We start from the raw sequence: 23,604 nt of genomic DNA, 5'->3' as shown, positions 1-23,604 counted from the left end.
GCAGCGGCTAGCCTGACCACGAGATCGATTTCAGCGCGTCCATGGCAACCCGGATGATCGGTACGTTGCGGATGTCGGCATGCACGACCAGCCACAGCTCCCGCATCAGAGGCTGAGCCTGCGGGATCGCCTCGACGAGATCATCAACACCCGCGAGCATGAAATTCGGCAGCATGGCAATGCCCCCGCCGGCGCGCGCCGCCGCCAGCTGAAATTCCAGCGTCGTGGCTCTTAGCGCCACCTTCCTCTCCTCGGTTGCCTCGGCAAGCCGGATCGACTGGGGTGCGCTTGCCATCGTTTCGTCATAGGCAATGAAGGTTCTCTGCGCCTCCGGCGTCGCGGCCAGATAATCAGCCGTGGCGTAGAAGCCGAAGGCGATATCTCCGAGCTTGCTGATGACGAAATTGCCCTGCTCCGGCTTCGTCATGCGAACCGCAACATCCGCCTCCCGCCTGTCGAGCGAGGCGTAGCGCGTCTCGCCGACGATGGTGATGCCGATGTCAGGATGCCGTACCCGCAAGGCGACGAGCGCTTCCGGCAGCATCGCCGCCGCAAGTGTCGGCGGCGCGCTGATCCGGACCTCTCCGGCAAGCGTCGCACCGGCGGCAAGCCCCAGCCGTTCGACGGCCTGCGCCTCCTGCCCCATCCGTTCCGCCATTCCGGCGGCCCGCTCGCCCTCCGGCGTCAGCACGATGCGGCGCCCGCGCCGGTCGACCAGCTTCACGCCCATCTGCTCCTCGAGCCCGGCAACCCGGCGGGCGACGGTCGCGTGCTCCACACCAAGGGCACGAGCCGCCCCGAGCAATGTTCCGGCGCGAGCGAGCGCCGCGAAATAGCGAAGGCTTTCCCAATCGATCATTGTTCATTTTTTCCCATTCAATGAGAAACAATAGGGAATTTTCGATCATATCGCCATCCGCGATGATGCTTAAAACAGCAATCGGAGAGTACACATGGATAAGGTCGTTACGCTTCTCGCCCCTGGCGGTATCGAACAATTGCAGGTTTCGGAGCAGGCGCCGCAAGCGCCTGGTGCATACGAGATCCGCATCCGCCATGATGCGATCGGCATGAATTTCCTCGATATCTACCACCGGCGCGGGCTCTACGCCTTGCCGGCCTACCCCGCCGTGCTCGGCGTCGAAGGCGCCGGCACTGTCGAAGCCGTGGGGAGCGCAGTCACCGACCTGAAGCCCGGCGACCGCGTCGCCTATGCCGGCGCACCCGTTGGCGCCTATGCTGCGACGCGCCTCTTACCGGCGGCCCGCGCCGTTCGCCTGCCCGATGGTGTGTCGTCAAAGGTCGCGGCCGCGTCCATGCTGAAGGGGCTGACAGCCTACATGCTGCTGACGAAGACCCATCGCGTCGAGCTCGGAACCACCGTTCTCATCCACGCCGCCGCCGGCGGCCTTGGAAGTATTCTCGTGCGATGGGCAAAGCATCTGGGCGCCACAGTCATCGGAACCGTAAGCTCGGAGGAGAAGGCCGATCTCGCCCGCAGCCACGGCGCGGACCATCTGATCGTCGGCCGCAACGCTGATGTCGTCGTCGCGGTTAAGGCGCTGACTAACGACGGCGGCGTCGATGTTGCTTATGACGGCATCGGTGCCGGTATGCTCGCAAAGTCGATTCAGTCCGTACGTCCGTTCGGCGTCGTGGCCACGATTGGACAGGCCGGCGGGCCGATCCCTCCTGTCGCCGTCGACGCGCTTCGCCCCGGAAAATCGCTGACGCATCCAAGCATCATGGCTTACATCACGGACACTTCGGCCTACCTGACAGCGGCCGAAGCCGTGGTCAAAATGCTGGCATCAGGCATCACCGCGACAATTGCCCGCGAATACCCTCTCGAGGAGGCTGCGCAAGCCCAGCAATACCTCGAAGACGGGCGTGCCGCAGGCAGTCTGATTCTTGTTCCGTAGGCGACGAAAGAGATACACAAAGCCTCGGAAATCATGTTAAGGGCCATGGCGTTATTCAGATGTGAAAGTCTTATCCATGGCCACGCCTCTCACAATCGCCGACCTGAAAACCCTTGCCCAGCGCCGCGTCCCGAAGATGTTTTTCGACTATGCGGATTCCGGCGCCTGGACGGAGTCGACCTACCAGGCGAACGAGAGCGATTTTGCCAAAATCAAGCTGCGCCAGCGCGTGCTTGTCGACATGACGAACCGCACGCTCGAGACGACCATGGTCGGCCAGAAGGTCTCGATGCCGGTTGCTTTGGCGCCGACCGGGATGACCGGCATGCAGCATGCCGACGGCGAAATGCTGGCGGCCCGCGCCGCCGAAGAATTCGGTGTTCCGTTCACCCTGTCGACGATGAGCATCTGCTCGATCGAAGATGTCGCCTCGGTCACCACCAGACCCTTCTGGTTCCAGCTCTACGTGATGCGCGACAAGGATTTCGTGCTCAACCTGATCAACCGTGCCAAGGCGGCAAAGTGTTCGGCCCTGGTGCTGACTGCCGACCTGCAGATCCTCGGCCAACGCCACAAGGACCTGCGAAACGGCCTCTCCGCGCCGCCTAAGTTCACGCCGAAGCATATCTGGCAGATGGCGACGCGCCCCTTCTGGTGCCTGGACATGCTGCAGACAAAGCGCCGCACCTTCGGCAATATCGTCGGCCATGCAAAGAATGTCTCTGACCTTTCCTCGCTCTCCTCCTGGACGGCGGAGCAGTTCGATCCGCAGCTGTCCTGGGCCGATGTCGCCTGGATCAAGGAGCAGTGGGGCGGCCCGCTGATCATCAAGGGCATCTGCGACGTCGAGGACGCCAAATCGGCCGCCGAAACCGGCGCCGACGCCATCATCGTCTCCAACCACGGCGGCCGCCAGCTCGACGGCGCCCCCTCGTCGATCAGCATGCTGGAACCGATCGTCGATGCCGTCGGCCACAAGATCGAAGTGCACCTGGACGGCGGCATCCGCTCCGGCCAGGACGTGCTGAAGGCCATCGCCTTCGGCGCTAAGGGCACCTATATCGGGCGCCCCTTCCTCTACGGCCTCGGCGCCATGGGCAAGGAAGGTGTCACACTCGCCCTCAGCATCCTGCGGAAGGAAATGGATGTCACCATGGCGCTCTGCGGTAAGCGCGACATCAACGACGTCAACGCATCGATCCTGCTCGGCCGTCAGTAAGAAAGAGCTACGGTATCCAGCCCGTCGCGAGCGCGCCTGCCCACTCCGGGCGGGCGTTTTCTTTTGCGAGTCGCGACATGGCCATGTGGTCGTAGGCGACAGTGCGGAAGATCGGGAGCCAGCCGGTCTCACGCTTCTCCAGTATGCAATAGGACGCCAGTGGATGGCCGGTGTCGACCTTGTGGCGGTGCGGCAGGTCATCGTCATAGGCCGGGCAGCCGACGCTGCCGGGATTGACGATCAGCCTGCTATCGCTGAGGCGAACTATTCGCGGGATATGGCTGTGGCCGCAGAGGATCAACGGGAAATCCGCGCCCTCGGCCAGCGCCTCGATCTCCACCAGCGGCTTCAAAAAGACATGGCCTTCCGTAGACACGGACTCCAGCCAATAGGTACTGTCGTTCGCCGGCGTCGCGTGGCAGAGGTAGACCTCATCACGGTAGACCGCGCTCGGCAGCAGCCCGCGCAACCATTGCAGGTCGTCCGCCGTTAGTTGATCAAACGCCGCGGCATCGGAAGCGTACATGGCCTCGCGCTGTTGTTCGATCAAATAGCGGTCGTGATTGCCGCGGACGGTCAGCATGTCCCACGCCCGCAGCAGCTCGGCGGTTCGCCCTGCTGTCAGCGGGCCACTAAAGCAGTCGCCGAGATTGACGATATCGGTAATGCCCTGCGCCGCGATATCGGCCAGCACCGCCTCCAGCGCCAGATGGTTGCCGTGAACATCCGCGATCGCCGCAAATCGCATGGCTTAGCTACCGCGATAGGTCGAGTAGCCGTAGGGCGAGATCAACAGCGGCACGTGGTAATGCGCGGTCGCGTCGGCAATGCCGAAGCGGATGGGCACGAGGTCCAGAAAGGCCGGGTGCGGCAACGCGATGCCCGCCGCGCGCAGATAGTCGCCAGCATGAAAGAGCAGTTCGTAAGTTCCCGCCTTGAAACTGTCGCCGATCAGGATCGGCCCGCCGTCGACGCGGCCGTCGGAGTTGGTCCTGACCGTCTTCAGGTGACGGCGGACGTCTCCTTCAACATGAAAGAGATCGATCCTCAGCCCCTCGGCCGGCTTGCCGGACGCGGTATCGAGTACGTGGGTGGTCAGTCCGGTCATAGGCTGGGCTCGCTGATGATGTAGGGCGTTTCGAAGAAGTATTCTTCCAGGTTGTCGCCGGGTCCCTCGCGATCGACAACAAGGAAATCACTGACGGCATTGAGCGACATCAGCGGATGGTGCCAGACGTTGCGGCGATAATTCACGCCTTGATTGCCTCGCGCCAGGAACACCAGAGGACGACCGGGCCGGCCGTCCTCGTCCTCCGCGGCGACAACGAGGTAAGGGCAACCGGAGATCGGCGAGAAGCTCTGGCTGCCAAACGGATGCCGCTCCATCAAGCCTATCTCATAGGGAAAGACCCGAGGCTGGCCGCGAAAGAGGTTGATGATGACGCGTGCGCCCTCGCCCACCGCTTCGGCGACAGCGAGCGCATGGAACCGCTCGGTCGTGCCGTTGTTGATATAGCGCATCGTTGCCGGATCGGCTTCGATGACGTCGCCGAAGGGCGCGAAGGCGGATTTGGTCAGAGGAAGAATATCGAGGAGTTGAGACATGTCGCTATTCGCCTTGCATGCGCCAATGGCGTATCGACTGAAGCTGCGAGATAAGGTCCGCCAGGTCGCATCTGACGGTGCCCCAAATGGCCGAAAGATCCGCACGGTAATAGTCGCGCACAATTAGATTCCGCATTCCCTTTATCTTTGACCAAGGAAGTTCGGGATGATCGCGAATGAAATCTGGTTGGTTCATGCCAATACGAGCCGCCGCCTCGCCTAAAAGGACCAGCGACATCGTCACAGCCAGTTGGGTTCTGAGGTCCGCCAGAAAGGCGCTTTCGGTCATACCGTCGGTTAGCGCACGTGCCTGCTCGGCAGCCTGCTGCATGCGATCGATGTACTCCACCAGCCGTTCGACGCTCATACCGCGATCGCCGCCGAAAGAACGCGTTCGCGTATCCTGTCCGGCAACCCTCCGGGTGTTACAAGATCGACCTTTACACCGAGCGTCTCCCTCAATTCCTCCAGCAACCCGCCGAGATCGAATAGACTCGTGCCCGGCAACGTATCCACCAGAATATCCAGATCGCTGTCCGGCCGATCTTCACCCCGCGCCACCGAACCGAAGACACGCGGGTTCGCCGCGTTGAAGCGCTTCGTCGCTTCGCGGATCGCCTGCCTGTTCTTCTCCAACGCTTCTGAGGGCTTCATAACGCAACTATAAGTCACGGGCGCAAAAGAGAAAAGTACCACGGAAACGCTGTCTCAGCGCCCCGGCAACATCGTTTCCAGTCGCAGGAACGCGATACGTTCGACCTGAGCGGTGGCCGTTTCGAACTCTTCGTCGCGCGTGTTGTCGATGCGTTTTTCAAAGGCTGCCAGGATATCGTCCTTGTTCAAGCCCTTGATCGCAATGATGAAGGGAAAGCCGAACTTCTCGACGTAGGCCGTATTGAGCTCGGTGAAACGGGCATGTTCCTCCGCACTCAGCCGGTCGAGCCCGGCGCCTGCCTGCTCCTTCTTGCTGTCTTCGGTGAGTTCGCCGGCTACCGCAAGGCGTCCTGCAAGATCGGGATGGGCGCGCAGTACGCCCAGCCGCTCCTCCGGGCTCGCCGCCCGGAAGATGGCGACGAGCGCCGTATGCACACGATCCACCGTCAATTCATCTCCGACGAAACCATCGTCATAGGCACGCTCGGCAATGAACGGCGAATGTTCGAAAACACCGCCGTAGCGCGATACGAACTCGTCACGCGAAAGCATCAGATCGTCTCCGGCTTGTGGTGCGTATGCCAATGCTGGGCGATCTCGAGACGCCTTGGGATCCAAACCTTGTCATGCTTCAGCACATATTCCATGAAGCGCTTCAGCGCCGCCGCGCGGCCGGGTCGACCGACCAAGCGGCAATGCAGGCCGACAGACATCATCTTCGGGCTGCCCGCCTTACCTTCGTCATAGAGCGTGTCAAAAGCATCCTTAAGGTAGGTGAAGAACTGATCGCCCGAGTTGAAGCCCTGCGGCGTGGCGAAACGCATGTCGTTGGTCTCAAGCGTATATGGGATGATCAGGAACGGCTTGTCGTCGATGCCCTTGACCCAGAACGGCAGGTCGTCGGCATAAGAGTCCGAGGAATAAAGAAACCCGCCCTCCTCCATGACGAGGCGCAGCGTGTTGTCGGAGGGCTTGCCCTGGTACATGCCGTAGGGCCGCTCGCCGGTCAGTTCCGTGTGCAGGCGCACCGCTTCCTGGATGTGCTTGCGCTCGACGTCCTCCTGGAAATCCTTGTATTCCAGCCAGCGGTAGCCATGGCTGGCGATCTCCCAGCCGGCCTCCTTCATAGCCGCAAGCGCCTCCGGGTTGCGGGCCATGGCAAGTGTCACGCCATAGACAGTCGCCTGAACCTTGAGCTCCGTGAACATCCGCCACAGGCGCCAGAAACCGGCGCGCGAGCCATACTCATAGATCGATTCCATGTTGAGGTTGCGCTGGCCCGGCCAAGGCGCGGCACCGACGATTTCCGACAGCAGATTCTCGGAAGCCGGATCGCCATCAAGGACACAGCTCTCGCCACCCTCCTCGTAATTGATAACGAACTGGACGGCGACGCGCGCGTCGCCCGGCCACTTCGGATCGGGCGTATTGCGTCCATAACCGGTCAGATTGCGCGGATAAGTCTCGGATACCATGAAATCACCTTCCTGAAAGTCGGCGAAACGGTAGCATCCAGCGAGGGAATGTCGAGACGGAAAGTACGCAACAGAGTTTCGCCTTTACGGCACAAAGCCTTAGGCAAATGCAGGCACACGATCCCGCCGGGCACTGACCTTGCCCATCGGATGCAGCGAATGCACGCGAAACGGCCCGCCATTCCCCTCTTCGATCATCAGAGCGACATTCGCCACCTTGATAGGATTGGCAAGCATCGGCTCGAAGACATTGCGAAGCGCCTGCTCCACCCTAGGCATGTCACACTGACTGACAGGGCCGGTCAGCGGCATATGGAATCGAAATTCGTCCATAACATAGGGGCTTCCCCAGCGATGCAGGTTCGTGAACTGCGCCGCCGACAGACCGCCGGGATCCGTACGCTCGATTTCCGCCTCGCTCAACGGCGCACGAAAACGATCGAACTCTTGAACAACGGCGCAGGCGAGATAGTGAAGATGCTCGCAGGGCATCGACGGAACGAGGCTATAGAAGCCGCCGAACCGCGCGACCTCCAGCTTCCTGATCTGGAACGGCGAAAGCGTGCCGCAGAAGCGCATGAGATCACGCAAAAGTTGCGCTTCCGACATGTCGGCGGCAAGGCGGAAGGGCGCCTTCAGAACACCGTGAAAGCCGTAGCGGCGCGGCATGGCTGTATGGAAGGCAATTTCGTGGATGCTCAGTCCACGGATGGCGGTCGGCTCGACCATCTCCCCGGAAAACACATTCCGGCCCAACCAATTTGCGGCCACGTGCGAGAGCGGGTCGCTCGCAGCGGGCGTAAAGCAGATGGCATAGCGCATGCGATTTCCTCCGTCGAACATACGGCGCGGCCATCCGTCGGCGCCGCGGTCGCGCTAGCAGATAGGTGATTTGCATGACAGATTAACGAAAGGCAGGAAATGCTAATTCACGTTTAGCGTGAAGCCACACGAATGTGATTAGCAAGGAGAAAGCTGTCCGGCAGAGCAAAACGCGGCCGGCGATCGGCCGCCAAGTCGACCGCTGCGGCGGCAAGACGGTGGGCGACACCAAAACTGACCTTGAAGCCACCGGTCAAAGCGATCAATCCGTCATGGTCGGGGTGGATGCCAATCATGGGGTCACGGTCGATTGCCTTCGGCCGCAGACCGGCCCATCGTTCAAGCACGGGCGCGCCCCGCAATGCCGGCACCAATTGTCCGGCTGCCTCAAGCAGCGCATCGAGTTGTCCATCGGTCGAAAGCGGCTCGTCGAAGCGATTCTCGCTGGTACTGCCGACAGCGACGTGGCCACCCTCATGCGCAACAATATACAGTCCGTCGCGGAAGATCGTCGGCATGGACGGGTCTATATCGACTTTCAACAACGCTGCCTGCCCTTTGACGGACTGGCCGAGCGGCCTGGCAAGGCCAGCAGTGTGGCGCCCCAGCAATGGAAAGGATTGGTGCCCGGCTGCGACAACGCATTGGCCGAACGCAATGTCACCTGCGGTCGCTTTTGCAACCTTGCGCTCAAAGTCGAGATCCTCGACCGAGACATGTTCGGCAACCCGTACATGCCGGGCGTCGCGCAGCGATGCGGCCAGTACAGCAGTCAGCGACCGGGGGGCAACCCTAGCGGCAAGCGTATCGTGCACGAAGCCACTTTCGCCAGTCGTGGCATCGAGCCAATTCTCCTGAGGCAGCCTATTAAGGACATGCCAATGGAACCGCCGCTCGCCCGCGATCCAGCGATCGTCGGCATCGCGGTTATGGCCAAGCGCAATCTCGCGCAAGTGCGGCTTCGGCAGTGGAATGAGGCGCCCGGAACGGCGATAGCCTGCGGAAAGGCCCGTCTGCTGTTCCAAAGCTGCAATTTCCGCCTCCAGCGAAACCAGCGCATCGAACTGGAATTGCTTCTTGGCGTTCCACTTGTCCGGCATGTGCGGCATGAGCGCGCCAAGCAACCCACCGCTCGCGCCGTGGCCGAGCCGATCGGCGTCGACGAGTAATGTATCAATGCCAAGACGCTCCGCGTGAACCGCCGCCCACAGTCCCATGATGCCGCCGCCGACGATCAGCAGGGAAGTCGATGATTGACCGGACGACAAGGCCGGATTATCGGCTTTGGTCATGACAGATACGGATCCTGAAAAAACTCCTGGCGCGCACCAGCCGCTTGAATGGCGCGACGGCGATATGCCCTATTCACCGGCCTTTGGCGACCATTTTTATTGCCAGACGGACGGTAGGCTTGAGTGCGGGCATGTCTTCCTTGCCGGCAACGGTCTGCCGCAGCGCTGGCAGGATCAAGGCGACTTCCTGATCGGCGAACTCGGCTTCGGTACCGGCCTGAATTTTGTCGAAAGCTGGCGACAGTGGAAACTCAATCGGCGCACGGGGCAGAAATTGCACTTCATGTCGTTCGAGCTTTATCCGATGCGACGCGAGGAAATCGACCGAGCGCTGTCTCATTGGACCGAGATCGATGCGGAACGGCAAACCCTGGCTGCAGCATGGCCACAAACACCCAACGGAACCGTATCCCTTAGCCTTGATAGCCAGACGACGCTCAGCGTCGTCTGTGGTCGCGCGCTAGACGGAGTCGCAGCCGCCGAAGCGGGTTTTGATGCCTGGTATCTCGACGGCTTCGCACCGTCGCGCAACGCTGATATGTGGTCCGAGGAATTGATGCACCTCGTCTGCGAAAAGACAAGAACGAACGGAACCTTTGCGACTTACGCCGCGGCGGGCTTCGTCCGGCGCAATTTGATCGCGGCTGGCTTTGTCGTCGAGCGTCGGAGCGGCTTTGCCGGCAAGCGCGAAATGCTCTGCGGTATCAAATCCTAGCTCGTGCTCGTCCGTAAACGGCGGTCTTTCCCGATCTCTGCGGGAGTTTGGCGGCAAACGGATGCTGGAAGACGACCCTTGCCATACTGAGAGCAATGCGTTTCCATTTGGCTGCTGCGCATGACGAGCCGCTCAGACCAACCGTCGCCACGCCGGTCATGACTAACTTTCACACGGAAAGTCGCTCCTTACATACCGTTTCCACGAGAGTCTGAAGAGCCTTTACGCGCTCGACCAGCCACGCGAGTTCCTCGTTGCTGATTGCGTATTTCGACGAATATCGCGCTTCCACATAGGCCCGCGACAGCAACTCGAAGCAGCGCCGTGAAAACCGGTTGTCACGCGGCCATGCAGCAATCAGCCGATGGTCGATCTCCTCGGCCTGAGAGCGAAGGATCCTGAGACGATGAGATTTGGGGCTGTAGAGGGTTAGGGTGAGCAGGGCACAATGATAGGCGCGCTCGGTGGCCTGGTGCAGCATGAACGCGCCGTCGCGCCACATGCCATTCGATAGACCGTATTGGGCAAATTTCAACGCTTCTTCAGACAACTGCCGCCATTGTTCGAAGTAGCTTTGCGCTTCGGCGCGCCTCTCCTTCGCCGTCAAGGGCTTCGGCTGGGCCAGCGGATGGCCAGGCGTCTCGTAGAGGGGAATGCCGTCCCTGGCGATGTCGACGAAGAAGGGCCGGCCCCGCGAAAGCTGGTCGTTGACATCGGCCAGCGTATGGATGATCGGCACGACCGGCGTGTCGATGCGGTGGGCGATCTGCTCCTTCAACAGCCGCTCCTCGATGCCTTCCCAGAGCTCCTGCTCCTCGGCGAACGACTTGCTGTTGACGACGATCAACAGATCGTAGTCGGAGCGATAGCCGCTCAAGTGATCTTCGACCCAGTCGCCTCGGCCGTAAGATCCATAGAGCAGGACCATCAGAATCTTGCCGGCATGGCGCTTGGCCGACAGCTTGCTTGACTGGAAGCGTTCGACCTCGGCAAACAGGATCTGAAGGATGTGCGCCAGTTCGCGCCGCTTCCGGTCCGGCAGATGTTCGATATGGTCGGTCAGGGTCAAAGCCGCGTCAAAGCCTTCGGTCAGAATCGCATCCATCCTAGCGGCTCCGTCATGATTGCGCATCCAAACGTTATACGGGAATATTCTTGAAAATACAATCAAATGCCGAGCAGTCCGGCATCATGACGCAAGCGCGGCGAACGGCTGCTATCCTTCGAACTCGTCTTTGTCGGGGTTGTGCTCGGCCTCGCGCTGAAGCTCTTCCAATCGTGAAACCCGCTCTGTTCGGCGGGATCGGTTCACGTGTCTCCGAAATATTGCGGACCTCTGTGATTTTTGTTCGCCTTCCTGGATCTCAACCTTGGATCTCAACTTCGGCGGCACTGTAGTTATCCGCTCGCCCGATCGCGCAGCGGCTTCGTCGCAACCCGCAACGCATCGCCACATTCAGCGATCTCGCGAATATACGCGTTTTCGGCGGCACCGAGTTGCCCGGGCAAGCTCAAAGATGGTTTGGGCGAGCCTCAGACACACCACGCGGGGCTCGTCTGGCTGCAGCTTCCCGTTCTAGCGATGGCTCGCCGACTGACCCGTCTGTCGCCCGTTCCTGCCCAACCACAGCTCCAGCTTCTCTTCGAGCAACTCCGGGCTGATCGGCTTTGACATGTAATCATCCATGCCTGCCTCCAGGCAAAGGTCGCGATCGGCCTCCAGCGCATGCGCGGTCACCCCAACGATTGGCACACGATGGCCTTGCCCGCGCTCCTGATCGCGTATCGCGCGCGTCGCGTCATGGCCGTTCATCACGGGCATCGAGACATCCATCATGATGATGCGCGGGGTGTGGCGGTGCCACGCTTCCACCGCCTCTTGGCCGTTGCCGACAACGAGAAAGCTACGACCGCTTTCCCGCAAGATCTGGGTGAAGACGATCTGGTTGACTTCGTTGTCTTCCGCGACCAGCACGTCGATGAACTCCGTCGGCGCCGTCTCGGAAGGCTGGGCTTTGGACAGCGGCGATGGCATCGCTTCCGCGCTAGACTGCATGATAGCAGCAGCGGCGACCTGCTTTGTCCGGCTTGCACGCACGACGTCTGCGATGGTGTTCCTCAGCACGTTGGCCCGCGCCGGCTTCATCAGATAGGCTTGGCCGTTGAGCGCCGCGAACTCTTTTTCGGTCCCGGCAATGTCCATTGATGTCAAAAAGATAATCGGCAGACGCTCGAAGCGGCTGTCGGTACGCAATTTCCGCGCAATCTCGGCGCCATTCATGCCCGGTATCTGATAGTCCAGCACGATTGCATCGATCCCTAGACCAAACTCGTGCGCAGCCTCGATTATTGCAAAGGCCGCGGGCCCGTCTTCGGCGGCGGCGCCATCGAAGCCCCAAAGAGCCAATTGCTCGGTCAGAATCTGTCGGTTGACCGCATTGTCGTCGACGACGAGAACATGGGCACCCCTCACGTTGACCGGCAACGGCTTAGGCGCCAGCCGCGCCGCAGCCACGACGAAAGGCAGGTTCACGGTAAAGACCGAGCCCTCACCCGGCTGACTGTCCACCTCGAGGTAGCCACCAAACAGGTCGACCAGCCCTGCCGTGATGGCAAGGCCGAGGCCTGTTCCTTCGTGACGACGTGTAGAGGACGCGTCTATCTGCGAGAACTTGTCGAAAATGGACTCCAGCTTGTCATCCGGAATGCCGATGCCGGTATCCTCGACCCGGATGCTCGCCATGATCTCGTCTTGCGCGCCCGGCGCGAAACCGATGTCCACTAGGACGTGACCGCGTTCAGTGAACTTTACGGCATTGCCGACGAGATTGGTGATGATCTGCCGGAAGCGCCCCGCGTCGCCGATCACAGCCGACGGCAAATCGGGCGCCGTGCGCACGAGCAGTTCGATGTTCTTTTCGGCCGCAGGCGAAGACAGGAGGGTCGCAACATCCTCGATCGCGTCGACTAAATCGAACGTCGTGCGCCGGAGCGTCATCTGACCGGCATCGATCTTCGAGAAATCGAGAATATCATTGATGATCGTCACCAGCGCATTGCCTGACTTGACGATGATATCGATGAACGTCTTCTGGCGCGTATCGAGATCGGTCTTCGCCAACAACTCAGCCATGCCGAGGACACCATTCATTGGTGTCCGGATCTCATGGCTCATGTTCGCCAGGAACTCGGATTTAACGCGATCGGCCGCCTCCGCCCGCGACAGGAGCCGCTCTAGCTCGGCCTCTCGCTCCTTCGCTTCGGTGACATCGGTAAACAACGCAATCCAATGCTGCCGCTCGCTGATGGTAGCGTCCAGGTTGACCCAACGTTCGCCGGCGACATGAAATGGAGTCGAGATCGGCTTCTTGGCCGCAATGTTGTCTCGCCAACTCGTGAGGATTTCGTCCTCCTGGCCGTGAAAATCCCCCCGCTCGGCGCAGAACCGGAAGAGGTCGATCCATCCCCGACCGACAGCCAGGTACTCTGGCGGAATTGCCAGGATATCGCTGAGCGGATCGCTCGCGAGCAGGATGATCCCGTCCTGCACGATCAGAAGACCCTGGGACATGGCGCGCGTCGCATCATGCATCAGATCGCCCATATGCTCGAGCGCCGCCCGCGTTTCGTGAACTTCCTTTTCGCGCTCGCGAACTGCGGTCACATCCGCATAGGAAAGCAGAACCCGGCCATTGGAGAGACTTCTGCCATCGAACAGTACCCGCTTGCCACCGACCCAACCGAGTTCCACCGGCCGCTGTTCCCTCTCCGCCGCCTGGAAATGTGCCTCCCGCCGAGCAAGAACCTGCTCCGGCGTCACCTTGGCGCCATAGCGTCCGAGCTTATGATTGTGGCGGATTACATCGATGAAAGCCCAGCCGTCGAAGCGGTTGTCGCACGGCAGATCCCAGACATCGTAAAACTCGTCATTGGCGTAGAGAACGTTGCGCATGTCGTCGAGGATCATGACGCCGACGGGAAGAGCGCGAAGGATGTTATGAAGATCCTCGCTCAGGGCCTGGCTGCGGGCCAAATTCGACGCCGGCTGCCTACCGCCATCCCGGCGCGGTGCTCGCCTCTCGAAAATACCGAGCACGTAGACACGGTCTTCGGAGGGCGAGAAGCTTTCGATGCGCACCCGCTCGTGCTCAGCGCCGCTGCTGTCGAAGCAAACGGCACTTTCCTCGCTTGCGAAAACGAGTGCACGCCGCTCCTTGTCTTCGCGGGTCTCCTCTTCCGGCGTGTCGATCAGTTCGCGGCTCCGACGGCCGATAAAGTCAGAGATTTCCTTTCCAAAGAAGGACGCATAGGCCTCGTTGACTGCGACGTAACGGAGCTCGCTGTTCTTGACATAGGCAGGGCGATCCAGATCTGCGATCCGGCGGCAGGCCAGTTCGAGAAGGTCCCCGTTCGATGTCAAAATCAGTCCTCAGTCAGAAAAGTCTGCTCGTCGAACAGTATAGCCGCGCCGCTTTAACAAGGCTTTAACCATGATTTTGATGGCAATGGGCAATTTGCGCATTGGCCGGCGCGGTATGATCACAGGCCGTAGACATCCGGGAACTGTGGTATAGTTTCAGTCGTTTCTAAAATGAACTCGTTCAGCTGGCCCCGTAGACCCGAACGGCTTCTCCTGACGGCTTCAAGAACAAGCTTCGTCAACGAAAGGAGACGACCATGTCCGTACTTCGTAAAAGCATGGCGGCGGGCTTAATGGCATTGACCTTGACTGGGACCACTTTCCTCCCGGCAACGCCCGCGAATGCCAACAGTGACTTCTGGGGCGGCGTCGCGGCTGGCGCCGTCGGTGGCATCCTGCTGTCGCAGGCTGTACGTCCCTACCCCTACTACGGCTACTATCCGCGGCCATACTATCGGCCTTACTACGGATCGGTGTATCGGCCCTACTATGGCTCCTACTACCGGCCCTATTACCGGCCCTATTACGGGTCTTACTATCGCCCATATCCGGCCTATCGAAGCTACTACAGACCGTACTACCGCCGCGACTACTACGCACCCCGTTGTTATGTTCAATGGCAGCGCAATGGATGGGGCGAGGCTTACCGCACAAGGGTATGCTACTAAGGACCGAGCTGGTCTGAGGCCTCACAGGGCTTTCGCGCAGCCGCTCCTTGAGCCGGCTGCCCTTGACTTTTGGCCCGAACTAGACCAAATGCAGGCCAGCTTTCACCTTCCGGCCGCCGCGTGAGCGTGCCCCTGCCAGCAAATAAGATGCAGGAAGAAGGGCAAAAGCGCATTTCATACGGGCCGCACCCAAGACGCGGCAGAAGCGCTGGAAAGCTTTTTCCAACAAGACAAGTTCCCACTTCACGCGGGGTTCTTGACGCCAGAATGACACCGGGCTGCACTCTGCGATCCGGCGGATTTGTTTTGGCGCGCCCTAAAAAGGTTATGACTTGACCAATTTTGAATCGCTTGGTGTCTCCAAGCCGATCGTCGCCACACTTTTCCAGCTCGGCATCGAAAAGCCGACCCCCATTCAGGAGAAGGCGATCCCGCTTCTTCTCGAAGGCCGAGACCTCATCGGCCTCGCCCAGACCGGAACCGGCAAGACGGCCGCCTTCGGCCTGCCGCTCATCGAAAAGCTCATCCCTGAGGAACGCCGCCCGGACAACCGTACCACCCGGACGCTGATCCTGGCCCCGACCCGCGAACTGGTGAACCAGATCGCCCAGAACCTGAAGAACTTCCTGCGCAAGTCACACCTGCGCATCAACGTCGTCGTCGGCGGTGTGTCGATCAACAAGCAGCAGCTGCAGCTTGAAAAGGGCACCGACATCCTCGTCGCCACGCCCGGTCGCCTCCTAGACCTCGTCGCACGCCGCGCCATCGGCCTAACGGCCGTGCGCTACCTCGTTCTCGACGAAGCCGACCAGATGCTCGACCTCGGCTTTGTGCACGACCTGCGCAAGATCGCCAAAATGGTGCCGAAGAAGCGCCAGACGATGCTGTTTTCGGCCACCATGCCGAAGGCGATCGCCGATCTCGCTGGCGAATATCTGACGAATCCAGTCACCGTCGAAGTGACGCCTCCGGGCAAGGCTGCCGACAAGGTCGAGCAGTATGTCCATTTCGTCAACGGCAAGAATGACAAGACCGACCTCCTGAAGAAGTCGCTCACCGAGAACCCGGATGGCCGCGCCATCGTCTTCCTGCGCACCAAGCACGGTGCGGAGAAGCTGATGAAGCATCTCGACCACCTCGGCTATTCCGTCGCCTCGATCCACGGCAACAAGAGTCAGGGCCAGCGCGAGCGCGCCCTCAAGGCCTTCCGTGACGGCGACATCAAGACGCTGATCGCGACCGATGTCGCAGCCCGCGGCATCGACATCCCGGCCGTCAGCCACGTTTACAACTACGACCTGCCGGAAGTGCCGGATGCCTACGTCCACCGCATCGGCCGCACCGCTCGCGCCGGTCGCGACGGCATCGCGATCGCCTTCTGCGCTCCCGATGAGACCCGTCTGCTGCGGGACATCGAGCGCCTGATGAACATCTCGATCGCCGTTGCCAGCGGCGAGGCCCCAGCCAACATGAACGCGGCGCCAAAGCGCGGCAACGGCAATGGCGGCAACCGCGGCCAGGGTCGTGGTGGCGAGAACCGTGGCGGTGAGCGTCGTGGCGAAGGTCATCGTGCAGGCGGTCGCCCGGAGCGTCGTCCGCGCCCTGAGGCCGGTGACGAAGTCCGCGCCAACAACGAGGAGCGCCGCGAGCGTCGTCCGCGTCCGGAGCGCCAGACCCAGCGCAACGAGGACTTCCGCGGCCAACGTCGCGGCGAGCCGACGCCGATGGTATCCGGCCCCGACAATGATCTGGCCGCGACGTCTGACTTCCGTCCGGCCCGCAAGCCGCAGCGCCCGCAGCATGGCAACCATGCCAACGGCGAGAACCGCCATCATCCCGGCGGCGGCGCCCGCAACGCGCACGGCCGTCCCGCCCGCAAGCACGGCGAAGATCGCGGCGCACAGGCCCACGGCGGCGGCGAACGTCGGGAAGGCAATGGCGGTAACCGTCGCGGCGGTCCCTCGCGTGGTGGGAATGGCCAGCGTCGCGAACGCGCCTGATCAAAAAGCAAGGGCGGGAGAGATCCCGCCCTTTACAATGCGCATCTTGCGGCACCAGATTGATTGCTCATCATTTCAATCCTGCCTTGTACCGACCCGCCAGTCGCGTTAGCATGATGGCGCTGCTGTAGGGCGCGTCGGCTTCAAGCCGGAGGGGCATTGCCCGCCCACGTACGTACGACAAAGTCAAACGTAGTCCGCGCCCATGCCAAATATCGAAAATCTCAGAAAGCAAGCCAAGACATACCTGCGATGGCATCGCGAACGGTATTATCCCGTTGCCGCACAGATCAGATGGATTCTGCCCAGATATCGAGATCAAAGCGACCGAGAGATCCTAGATGCAGACTTCAGGCTCAGCGACGCGCAGGAGCTTGTTGCCAGAAAGCACGGCTTCGCGAATCGGCCGGCGCTAGTCGAAGGGATCGAAACCATGACGAAATCGACAGTGTTGGACAGCAGGCGCCCGCTGATCCTCTCCGCAGAGCCGCAGCTCTTCGTCTCCGACATCAATGCCTCATGCCAATTCTATGTTCGGAAACTCGGCTTTGAAATTGCGTTCCTCTACGGCGAACCGCCCTTTTATGCCCAGGTCTTTCGCGGCAGCGCACGCTTGAACCTGCGAAAAGTCGGGGTGCCGGTTTTCGACGCTGGCTTCAGAGCCGGAGAGGTCGACGCCCTCTCCGCAACGCTAACGGTCGATGATCCGAAACAGTTGTTTCTGGAGTATCAGGCTGCCGACGCCTCGTTCCATCAGCCCTTACGCACCGAGCCATGGGGCGCGCGCACTTTTATCATGCAGGACCCCGACGGAAACCTGATCGCCTTTTCAGGGACGGCTCCCTAGGCCCGTTGAAGCTCCTTTGCGTCCTGTGGAGGAACTTTCACCGGTCTGTTGGTCAGATAGACCCCGGTCACCACGACGATGGTGCCGAGGATCAGCGGCAGTGTCAGCGGCTCGCCGAAGGCGATAAAAGCCTCGAGCGCTACTGTCGGCGGCATCAGATAAATGAGCGAAGCCGCCCGCGAAACCTGGCCTCGGCGGATGAGATAGAGCAGCAATCCGACACCGCCCATCGACAGTCCGAATACGGACCAGATCAGCGCCGCAACGGCCTGTGCCGATCCGTCGAAGTGCATACGCTCGAAGGAAAGCATCAGCGGCACGGTAACGATTAAGGCGCCGACATATTGCAACGTGGCAATGGGAAGAAGGTTGCCGGTCTGCAGATGCTTCTTCTGATAGAGCGTTCCGTAAGTGACGGAACACATGGCGATAAGGTTGATCGCCAGCGGTACGGCCGCATGCGCCAGATCGGCCGTCGCCGGATCGAAGAGCTTCGGCGATATCGCGATGGCGATGCCGAGGAAGCCAAGCAACAGGCCCAGCCTCTGGACGCCCTGCAAACGCTCGCCGACGAGGAGCGGCGCAGCCATCGCCGTCAAAAGCGGCTGCAGGGCAGCGATGATGCCCGAGATTCCCGCCGGCACGCCATTCGCGATCGCCCACCACAAGCCGCCAAGATAGAAGCCGTGCAGGAACATACCGGAATAGACTGCCTTGAAAGCAACAGCACGGCCCGGCCACGCCGCGCGCATGGCAAGACAAAGGCTGAGAAACGCCAGCGCCGAAAGCGCATAACGCACCGCGAGGAACGTGAAGGGCTCTGAATGTATCGCGGCGTATTTCGCCACGACCCAGCCGGTCGACCAGAGGAAAACGAAGATGACGGGTGCAATACGGTCAAGCGACATGAATTGGTCCTAGGGCAACGGATTGCCGCGCTGATAGCCGACCGGTGGCCCCGCCGTCAAAGGCGAAGCATTGATGCTTACCTGCAGTTTCGTTGATGGGTGACGCGATCGACAGAGATACGGCTCGGCCCGAAAATGAATCGAATGCCGATCTGAAAATAATCAGGCGCCTATATTTTGAGCGACCACCAGGGATTGACGGCCACCGCAGCCATGTCAGATTTTGATAAATGCCCAGTTTTTTGGCTCTTTTGGCCACTTGGGAGGATTTTACAAATCTCACCCCCGAACTGTGCATGGTTCTTGCATTGCTTATTGCGTTGTATTCAAATGAACAAAAAAGGGGAGCCACACCTTTGGCATTTGATGAAATGATCACCGGGGACGAAAATCCTCGTCAGCCATATGAGAAATATTTTGAGTGGTACAATAACCAAGATCGAACGCATCTGATTGCCAAATCCCGGGACGCGGAAAACATCTTCCGCAAGACGGGCATCACCTTCGCGGTCTACGGACACGCAGACTCCTCCGAAAAGCTCATCCCCTTCGATATCATCCCCCGCATCATCTCAGGTCGCGAATGGCGCAAGCTCGCCCAGGGCATCGAGCAACGGGTGATCGCGCTCAACGCTTTTCTTGATGACATTTACCACAAGCAGGAAATCATCCGCGCCGGTCGCATCCCACGCGAACTGATCGAGAGGAACGATGCCTTCCTACCGGAGATGATCGGCTTCCGTCCGCCGGGCGGCGTCTACACGCACATCGTCGGCACCGACATCGTGCGCACCGGCGAGGACGAGTTCTACGTGCTTGAGGACAACGCCCGCACACCATCCGGTGTCAGCTACATGCTGGAAAACCGCGAGACGATGATGCAGATGTTTCCGGAACTGTTCCACGCCAACAAGGTCCGACCGGTCGAGGACTATCCCTACCTGCTGCGCCAGAGCCTGGCGTCGCTGGCGCCTCCGGGCTGCAAGGGCAAGCCGCGCGTCGCCGTGCTCACGCCTGGCATCTACAATTCCGCCTATTACGAGCATTCCTTCCTCGCAGACACCATGGGCGTCGAGTTGGTCGAAGGCTCGGATCTGCGCGTCATCGACGGCAAGGTGAAAATGCGCACGACCCGCGGCTATGAGGCGATCGACGTGCTCTATCGCCGCGTCGACGACGACTTCCTCGATCCCCTCACCTTCCGGCCGGATTCGGCGCTCGGCATTCCTGGCATCATGGACGTCTACCGTTCCGGCAACGTCACCATCGCCAATGCACCAGGCACCGGCATATCAGACGATAAGGCGATCTATTCCTACATGCCCGAGATCGTCGAGTTCTATACTGGGCGCAAGCCGATCCTGGAAAACGTGCCGACCTGGCGCTGTTCCGAACCACAGAGCCTCAAATACGTCCTCGAGCATCTCGAAGAGCTTGTCATCAAGGAAGTACACGGCTCCGGCGGCTATGGCATGCTGGTCGGACCGACGGCCACCAAGAAGGAGCGCGCCGATTTTGCCGAAAAGCTGAAGGTAAAGCCCGCCAACTACATCGCACAGCCGACGCTTTCGCTCTCGACCGTGCCAATCCTCGTCAACAAGGGAATTGCGCCACGCCATGTGGACCTGCGTCCCTATGTTCTCGTCTCCGACAAGGTGCAGATCATCCCTGGCGGATTGACCCGCGTGGCTCTCAAACAGGGCTCGCTTGTGGTCAATTCCAGCCAAGGCGGCGGCACAAAAGATACCTGGGTATTGGAGGACTGATGCTCGGAAGAACTGCAAACGGACTCTACTGGATGTTCCGTTACTTCGAACGCGCCGAGAACATCGCGCGCCTCATCGATGCCGGTCTGCGCATGTCTCTGACGAGAAGCGGAACCGGTGACGACGATTGGGACGGCGTCCTGCAAAGCGCGGGCGTCCGCGAGACCTACGACGAGGGCCACAGCAAGCTGACGAGCGCGGACGCGATCGACTACCTGCTGCGCGATCGGAGCAACCCTTCGAGCGTCATGTCCTGCGTCGACTATGGGCGAAATAACGCCCGCATGGTGCGCACCGCGCTGACTCGCGAGACGTGGGAAGCAACGAACGAATTTTGGATCGAGCTGAAGGCGCTGCTGTCCAAGCGGCTGAAGGCAGCGGAATTGCCGGAAGCGATCGATGCCATCAAACATCGCGCCGGGCTGATCCGTGGCGCCTTCCACGGCTCCATGCTCAGAAACGAACTCTACAATTTCGCCCGCATCGGCACCTTTATCGAGCGCGCGGACAATACGAGCCGTATTCTTGACGTGAAGTACTATGTGCTCCTGCCCTCGGTCTCCGCCGTCGGCACGTCGATCGACAACATCCAATGGGAGTCGATCCTGCGGTCCGTCTCCGCCCACCGCTCCTACAGCTGGGCCTACGACGGCGAATATCGGGCGATGAACATCGCCGACTTCCTAATCCTCAACGGCCAGATGCCACGCTCGCTCGCCTACTGCTACGAAAAGATCGTTAGCGAACTCGGCTATCTCGCCAAGGACTACGGCGAACGACTGCCGGCACACGACACAGCAGATGCCATTCGCAAGAGCCTCCAGACGCGCGCCATCAAGGAGATCATGGACCAGGGCCTGCATGAGTTTCTGGAAGATTTCGTCACGCGCAACAACCAGCTCGGCGCGGAAATTTCCGACGGTTACCGGTTCTATGCATAGGCGGGCACGACATGAAGCTTAAGATCAGCCACGTCACCGAATATCACTACGAGGAGCCGTCCGTCTTCTCGCTACAGCGATTGCGGCTGACGCCGCCGACCGTAACCGGGCAGAGGATCCTCAATTGGTCGCTGCATGTCGAGGGCGCGAAACCCGAGGTCGAATATGACGACCAGTTCGGCAATCACATCAACCTCGTTTCGCTGGAAGGCGAGCAGCGGACGACCCGCATCGTCGCAGAAGGCGAAGTCGAGACCGAAGATCGAAATGGCGTCCTCGGCGCTCACAGCGGGTTCTGCCCGCTCTGGCTGTTCCTGCGCGAGACGCCGAGGACGAAGTCCGGCAAGCTCGTCAAGGAACTGATCAAAGGTGTCAGCGGTGACAACGAACTGGCTCGCATGCATGCGCTGATGTCGGGGATTCACGAGGCAGTGGCCTACCGGCCTGGAACCAGCGACACCGAAACGACAGCGGAGCAAGCGCTGGAGAAAAAGAGCGGCGTCTGCCAGGATCATGCCCATGTCTTCGTCGCCGCGGCACGCAGCCTCGCCGTACCAGCCCGCTACGTCTCCGGTTACCTGATGATGGAAGAGAAGGTGGAGCAGGCGGCAACGCACGCTTGGGGCGAAGCGCATGTGCCGGGGCTCGGCTGGGTCGGCTTCGATCCGGCAAACAACATCTGCCCTGATGCACGCTACGTGCGCGTCGCCTCCGGGCTCTGCTACCGCGATGCGGCCCCCGTTTCAGGCATGCGCATCGGCACGCCGGGAGAAAAGCTCTCGGTCGTCGTTAAGGTCGAAGATCAGGAGCAGATGCAGAGCCAAAGCCAGAGCTGACGGACTCGCCTGTCCGAGCCGCCGCACAGCGGCTCGGATCGTTTTGGGCCATCGTTAGGCCAGCGTATAGGCCGTTTTGACGCTCGTATAGAACTCGGCCGCGTACTTGCCCTGCTCGCGCGGGCCGTAGGACGAGCCTTTGCGACCGCCGAACGGCACGTGGAAGTCTACACCTGCGGTCGGCAGGTTGACCATGACCATGCCCGCCTCGGAGTTGCGCTTGAAATGCGTCGCGTGCTTGAGGCTTGTCGTAGCAATCCCGGCTGACAGGCCGAACGGCGTGTCGTTGGCGGTCGCCAGTGCTTCCTCGTAGTCCTTGACGCGGATGACCGAGACAACAGGACCGAAGATTTCCTCCCTGCTGATACGCATCTGGTTCGTGGCTTCCGTAAACAGCGTCGGCTGCAGATAGAAGCCGGGCGTCTCACGGGTGATGAGTTCGCCGCCGAAGGCGAGCTTGGCGCCCTCTTTCCGGCCGATCTCGATGTAATCGGTATCCGTCTTCAACTGCCTTTCATCGACCACGGGGCCGATGTGCGTGCCCGGCTTCATCGCGTTGTCGACGACCAGCGTCTGAAGCTTTTCCGTCAGCGCCGCCACGAACTTGTCGTGGATGCCTTCAGTGACGATCAAACGCGAAGACGCCGTGCAGCGCTGGCCGGTGGAGAAGAAGCCGGAATTGGCTGCTGCTTCAACAGCGACCGTGAGGTCAGCATCGTCGAGGACGACCATCGGGTTCTTGCCGCCCATTTCGAGCTGGAACTTGCGGTTATGCTCGATCGAGGCGGCCGCGACGCGGCGGCCGGTGCCCGTGGAGCCGGTAAACGTGATGCCTGTAACATCCGGACTGTCGAGCATCGCCTGGCCGACAACCGAACCCTTGCCCATGACGAGGTTCAGCACGCCCTTCGGCAGGCCGGCGCGGTGCAGGATGTCGACGATTGCCCAGGAGCAGCCCGGAACGAGTTCGGCCGGCTTGAAGACGACGGTGTTGCCGTAGCAGAGCGCCGGCGCGATCTTCCACGCGGGAATCGCGATCGGGAAGTTCCAGGGCGTGATGATACCAATAACACCGAGCGGGTCACGGGTGATCTCGACACCGATGTTGGGGCGAACAGATGGGATGACCTCGCCTGCAAGGCGCAGCGCCTCGCCGGCGAAGAATTCGAAGATCTGCGACGCACGAATGGTCTCGCCGATCGCCTCGGGAAGCGTTTTGCCCTCTTCGCGGGCGAGCAGCGCGCCGAGCTCGTCCTTGCGCGCCATAATCTCATCGCCGGCCTTCTTGAGGATGACATGACGTTCCCAGATGCCAGAGCGCGACCAGGCAGGGAAGGCTGCCTTGGCGGCGGCAATCGCATTCTTCGTGTCTTCGGTCGTACCGTCCGCATAGAGGCCAACGACCTCATTGGTATCCGACGGATTGATGTTCTTCGTGGCGTCCGAGCCGACCCATTCGCCAGCAATGAGGTTCTTATAAATGGTCATGGGCTGACTAGGCCTCCTTCACCGTT

At 60.7% G+C, this 23,604-nt stretch carries 23 protein-coding genes; 9 read left to right on the top strand and 14 right to left on the bottom strand.

From position 1 onward, the window contains the following. Nucleotides 1-7: 7 nt before the first annotated feature. Complete coding sequence (locus ATY80_RS26305) at nucleotides 8-859, bottom strand: LysR family transcriptional regulator (protein ID WP_088695237.1); 852 nt, start codon at nucleotides 857-859, stop codon at nucleotides 8-10. A gap of 94 nt (nucleotides 860-953) precedes the next feature. Here ATY80_RS26305 and ATY80_RS26300 point away from each other — a divergent pair, with 94 nt between their 5' ends. Both ATY80_RS26300 and ATY80_RS26295 read left to right on the top strand, forming a co-directional pair. Next, complete coding sequence (locus tag ATY80_RS26300) at nucleotides 954-1,922, top strand: quinone oxidoreductase (RefSeq protein WP_088695236.1); 969 nt, start codon at nucleotides 954-956, stop codon at nucleotides 1,920-1,922. A gap of 76 nt (nucleotides 1,923-1,998) precedes the next feature. Beyond that, nucleotides 1,999-3,141: an alpha-hydroxy acid oxidase gene (locus ATY80_RS26295; RefSeq protein ID WP_088695235.1), complete on the top strand. Its 1,143-nt coding sequence runs from the start codon at nucleotides 1,999-2,001 to the stop codon at nucleotides 3,139-3,141. Between the two features lie 7 nt (nucleotides 3,142-3,148). Here the strand turns inward: ATY80_RS26295 and ATY80_RS26290 are convergent, their stop codons facing one another. The 9 genes from ATY80_RS26290 to ATY80_RS26250 form a co-directional block, all read right to left on the bottom strand. Further along, nucleotides 3,149-3,889, bottom strand: a complete 741-nt coding sequence (locus tag ATY80_RS26290; protein WP_088695234.1) for a metallophosphoesterase family protein — start codon at nucleotides 3,887-3,889, stop codon at nucleotides 3,149-3,151. A gap of 3 nt (nucleotides 3,890-3,892) precedes the next feature. Further along, nucleotides 3,893-4,249, bottom strand: coding sequence for a hydroxyisourate hydrolase (uraH, locus tag ATY80_RS26285; protein ID WP_088695233.1), 357 nt, complete (start codon nucleotides 4,247-4,249; stop codon nucleotides 3,893-3,895). Beyond that, entirely contained in the window at nucleotides 4,246-4,746 is a 501-nt protein-coding gene (locus tag ATY80_RS26280) for an ureidoglycolate lyase (RefSeq protein ID WP_088695232.1), read from the bottom strand. Before ATY80_RS26280 ends, uraH begins: the two co-directional genes overlap by 4 nt. Nucleotides 4,747-4,750: 4 nt before the next feature. Continuing rightward, nucleotides 4,751-5,113 carry a HepT-like ribonuclease domain-containing protein gene (locus ATY80_RS26275; protein WP_088695231.1) on the bottom strand — a complete coding sequence of 121 codons (363 nt, stop codon included), beginning with the start codon at nucleotides 5,111-5,113 and terminating at the stop codon, nucleotides 4,751-4,753. Then, complete coding sequence (locus tag ATY80_RS26270; RefSeq protein ID WP_088695230.1) at nucleotides 5,110-5,400, bottom strand: nucleotidyltransferase family protein; 291 nt, start codon at nucleotides 5,398-5,400, stop codon at nucleotides 5,110-5,112. Before ATY80_RS26270 ends, ATY80_RS26275 begins: the two co-directional genes overlap by 4 nt. 54 nt (nucleotides 5,401-5,454) lie before the next feature. Beyond that, nucleotides 5,455-5,952 carry a 2-oxo-4-hydroxy-4-carboxy-5-ureidoimidazoline decarboxylase gene (gene uraD, locus ATY80_RS26265; RefSeq protein WP_088695229.1) on the bottom strand — a complete coding sequence of 166 codons (498 nt, stop codon included), beginning with the start codon at nucleotides 5,950-5,952 and terminating at the stop codon, nucleotides 5,455-5,457. Then, nucleotides 5,952-6,875: an allantoinase PuuE gene (gene puuE, locus ATY80_RS26260; protein ID WP_088695228.1), complete on the bottom strand. Its 924-nt coding sequence runs from the start codon at nucleotides 6,873-6,875 to the stop codon at nucleotides 5,952-5,954. Before puuE ends, uraD begins: the two co-directional genes overlap by 1 nt. Before the next feature lie 99 nt (nucleotides 6,876-6,974). Continuing rightward, nucleotides 6,975-7,697, bottom strand: coding sequence for a DUF1045 domain-containing protein (locus ATY80_RS26255; RefSeq protein ID WP_088695227.1), 723 nt, complete (start codon nucleotides 7,695-7,697; stop codon nucleotides 6,975-6,977). A gap of 113 nt (nucleotides 7,698-7,810) precedes the next feature. Next, nucleotides 7,811-8,989: an FAD-dependent oxidoreductase gene (locus tag ATY80_RS26250; RefSeq protein WP_088695226.1), complete on the bottom strand. Its 1,179-nt coding sequence runs from the start codon at nucleotides 8,987-8,989 to the stop codon at nucleotides 7,811-7,813. Here ATY80_RS26250 and mnmD point away from each other — a divergent pair. Further along, a complete protein-coding gene (gene mnmD, locus ATY80_RS26245) occupies nucleotides 8,988-9,704 on the top strand; it encodes a tRNA (5-methylaminomethyl-2-thiouridine)(34)-methyltransferase MnmD (RefSeq protein WP_088695225.1) in 717 nt (238 codons plus the stop codon). The genes ATY80_RS26250 and mnmD overlap by 2 nt on opposite strands. Nucleotides 9,705-9,873: 169 nt before the next feature. Here the strand turns inward: mnmD and ATY80_RS26240 are convergent, their stop codons facing one another. Both ATY80_RS26240 and ATY80_RS26235 read right to left on the bottom strand, forming a co-directional pair. Next, nucleotides 9,874-10,809 (bottom strand): HEPN domain-containing protein, encoded by a 936-nt coding sequence (locus ATY80_RS26240; RefSeq protein WP_088695224.1) that lies wholly within the window; start codon nucleotides 10,807-10,809, stop codon nucleotides 9,874-9,876. Between the two features lie 471 nt (nucleotides 10,810-11,280). Continuing rightward, a complete protein-coding gene (locus ATY80_RS26235) occupies nucleotides 11,281-14,124 on the bottom strand; it encodes a response regulator (RefSeq protein WP_088695223.1) in 2,844 nt (947 codons plus the stop codon). Between the two features lie 257 nt (nucleotides 14,125-14,381). On the opposite strand from ATY80_RS26235, the gene ATY80_RS26230 reads away from it, so the two are divergent. The 3 genes from ATY80_RS26230 (at nucleotide 14,382) to ATY80_RS26220 (ending at nucleotide 17,639) form a co-directional block, all read left to right on the top strand. Further along, nucleotides 14,382-14,792 carry a hypothetical protein gene (locus ATY80_RS26230; protein WP_088695222.1) on the top strand — a complete coding sequence of 137 codons (411 nt, stop codon included), beginning with the start codon at nucleotides 14,382-14,384 and terminating at the stop codon, nucleotides 14,790-14,792. Between the two features lie 332 nt (nucleotides 14,793-15,124). Next, complete coding sequence (locus ATY80_RS26225; RefSeq protein WP_088695221.1) at nucleotides 15,125-16,792, top strand: DEAD/DEAH box helicase; 1,668 nt, start codon at nucleotides 15,125-15,127, stop codon at nucleotides 16,790-16,792. A gap of 205 nt (nucleotides 16,793-16,997) precedes the next feature. Then, on the top strand, nucleotides 16,998-17,639 hold the full coding sequence (locus ATY80_RS26220) for a VOC family protein (protein ID WP_088695220.1): 642 nt from the start codon (nucleotides 16,998-17,000) through the stop codon (nucleotides 17,637-17,639). On the opposite strand, the gene ATY80_RS26215 is transcribed toward ATY80_RS26220, so the two are convergent. Next, nucleotides 17,636-18,547 (bottom strand): DMT family transporter, encoded by a 912-nt coding sequence (locus ATY80_RS26215; protein WP_088695219.1) that lies wholly within the window; start codon nucleotides 18,545-18,547, stop codon nucleotides 17,636-17,638. The two genes, ATY80_RS26220 and ATY80_RS26215, sit on opposite strands and share 4 nt — an antisense overlap. Nucleotides 18,548-18,903: 356 nt before the next feature. Between ATY80_RS26215 and ATY80_RS26210 the strand changes: the two genes are divergently transcribed. Genes ATY80_RS26210 through ATY80_RS26200 form a run of 3 tightly spaced genes read left to right on the top strand, consistent with a single transcriptional unit; the run spans nucleotide 18,904 to nucleotide 22,090 of the window. Then, complete coding sequence (locus tag ATY80_RS26210; protein ID WP_088695405.1) at nucleotides 18,904-20,313, top strand: circularly permuted type 2 ATP-grasp protein; 1,410 nt, start codon at nucleotides 18,904-18,906, stop codon at nucleotides 20,311-20,313. Then, a complete protein-coding gene (locus ATY80_RS26205) occupies nucleotides 20,313-21,254 on the top strand; it encodes an alpha-E domain-containing protein (RefSeq protein ID WP_088695218.1) in 942 nt (313 codons plus the stop codon). The genes ATY80_RS26210 and ATY80_RS26205 overlap by 1 nt, the downstream gene beginning before the upstream one ends. Nucleotides 21,255-21,265: 11 nt before the next feature. Beyond that, nucleotides 21,266-22,090: a transglutaminase family protein gene (locus ATY80_RS26200; protein WP_088695217.1), complete on the top strand. Its 825-nt coding sequence runs from the start codon at nucleotides 21,266-21,268 to the stop codon at nucleotides 22,088-22,090. Nucleotides 22,091-22,144: 54 nt separating this feature from the next. On the opposite strand, the gene ATY80_RS26195 is transcribed toward ATY80_RS26200, so the two are convergent. Next, nucleotides 22,145-23,578, bottom strand: coding sequence for an aldehyde dehydrogenase family protein (locus ATY80_RS26195; protein WP_088695216.1), 1,434 nt, complete (start codon nucleotides 23,576-23,578; stop codon nucleotides 22,145-22,147). Nucleotides 23,579-23,604 lie beyond the last annotated feature (26 nt).

Origin of the sequence: Rhizobium sp. R711, assembly GCF_002211365.1 — a bacterium.
Classification (GTDB): Bacteria; Pseudomonadota; Alphaproteobacteria; order Rhizobiales; family Rhizobiaceae; genus Rhizobium.
This window is presented reverse-complemented; position numbering and strand designations above follow the sequence as displayed.

Bases quoted from the DNA above. Each gene is read 5' to 3' on its own strand.
- puuE (WP_088695228.1), bottom strand. From the start codon at position 6,875: ATGGTATCCGAGACTTATCCGCGCAATCTGACCGGTTATGGACGCAAT.
- ATY80_RS26220 (WP_088695220.1), top strand. From the start codon at position 16,998: ATGCCAAATATCGAAAATCTCAGAAAGCAAGCCAAGACATACCTGCGA.
- ATY80_RS26195 (WP_088695216.1), bottom strand. From the start codon at position 23,578: ATGACCATTTATAAGAACCTCATTGCTGGCGAATGGGTCGGCTCGGAC.
- ATY80_RS26215 (WP_088695219.1), bottom strand. From the start codon at position 18,547: ATGTCGCTTGACCGTATTGCACCCGTCATCTTCGTTTTCCTCTGGTCG.
- ATY80_RS26295 (WP_088695235.1), top strand. From the start codon at position 1,999: ATGGCCACGCCTCTCACAATCGCCGACCTGAAAACCCTTGCCCAGCGC.
- ATY80_RS26230 (WP_088695222.1), top strand. From the start codon at position 14,382: ATGTCCGTACTTCGTAAAAGCATGGCGGCGGGCTTAATGGCATTGACC.
- ATY80_RS26300 (WP_088695236.1), top strand. From the start codon at position 954: ATGGATAAGGTCGTTACGCTTCTCGCCCCTGGCGGTATCGAACAATTG.
- ATY80_RS26240 (WP_088695224.1), bottom strand. From the start codon at position 10,809: ATGGATGCGATTCTGACCGAAGGCTTTGACGCGGCTTTGACCCTGACC.
- ATY80_RS26250 (WP_088695226.1), bottom strand. From the start codon at position 8,989: ATGACCAAAGCCGATAATCCGGCCTTGTCGTCCGGTCAATCATCGACT.
- ATY80_RS26255 (WP_088695227.1), bottom strand. From the start codon at position 7,697: ATGCGCTATGCCATCTGCTTTACGCCCGCTGCGAGCGACCCGCTCTCG.
- ATY80_RS26305 (WP_088695237.1), bottom strand. From the start codon at position 859: ATGATCGATTGGGAAAGCCTTCGCTATTTCGCGGCGCTCGCTCGCGCC.
- ATY80_RS26200 (WP_088695217.1), top strand. From the start codon at position 21,266: ATGAAGCTTAAGATCAGCCACGTCACCGAATATCACTACGAGGAGCCG.
- ATY80_RS26280 (WP_088695232.1), bottom strand. From the start codon at position 4,746: ATGTCTCAACTCCTCGATATTCTTCCTCTGACCAAATCCGCCTTCGCG.
- uraH (WP_088695233.1), bottom strand. From the start codon at position 4,249: ATGACCGGACTGACCACCCACGTACTCGATACCGCGTCCGGCAAGCCG.
- ATY80_RS26205 (WP_088695218.1), top strand. From the start codon at position 20,313: ATGCTCGGAAGAACTGCAAACGGACTCTACTGGATGTTCCGTTACTTC.
- ATY80_RS26275 (WP_088695231.1), bottom strand. From the start codon at position 5,113: ATGAGCGTCGAACGGCTGGTGGAGTACATCGATCGCATGCAGCAGGCT.
- ATY80_RS26270 (WP_088695230.1), bottom strand. From the start codon at position 5,400: ATGAAGCCCTCAGAAGCGTTGGAGAAGAACAGGCAGGCGATCCGCGAA.
- mnmD (WP_088695225.1), top strand. From the start codon at position 8,988: ATGACAGATACGGATCCTGAAAAAACTCCTGGCGCGCACCAGCCGCTT.
- uraD (WP_088695229.1), bottom strand. From the start codon at position 5,952: ATGCTTTCGCGTGACGAGTTCGTATCGCGCTACGGCGGTGTTTTCGAA.
- ATY80_RS26290 (WP_088695234.1), bottom strand. From the start codon at position 3,889: ATGCGATTTGCGGCGATCGCGGATGTTCACGGCAACCATCTGGCGCTG.